This is a genomic window from Algoriphagus oliviformis, from assembly GCF_017254915.1.
GTDB lineage: Bacteria > Bacteroidota > Bacteroidia > Cytophagales > Cyclobacteriaceae > Algoriphagus > Algoriphagus oliviformis.
Window position 1 is genome coordinate 1 of sequence record NZ_JAFKCT010000108.1, and the last position, 255, is coordinate 255.

At 56.5% G+C, this 255-nt stretch carries 1 pseudogene; it reads right to left on the bottom strand.

Going from position 1 to position 255, the window contains the following annotated elements:
- Positions 1-255 (bottom strand): annotated as a pseudogene (locus tag J0A68_RS22920) (transposase); the annotation flags it as partial.

Genomic DNA, 255 nt, shown 5'->3' on the forward strand with positions numbered 1-255 from the left:
CGCTCGATAAACACGTTGTCAATCGCCCTTCCCTTGCCGTCCATACTCAGGCGGATGCCGCTGGACTTCACCGTCGCGGTGAAGACTTCCGAGGTAAACTGGCTTCCCTGATCGGTGTTGAGGATCTAGGGACAGCCATACTGGCTGATGGCCTCTTCGAGCACCTCCTTGCACCATTCCGCGTCCATGTTGTTGGAGATGGACCAGCCGACGATATACCGGCTGTACAGATCGATGATCGCGGTCAGGTACATG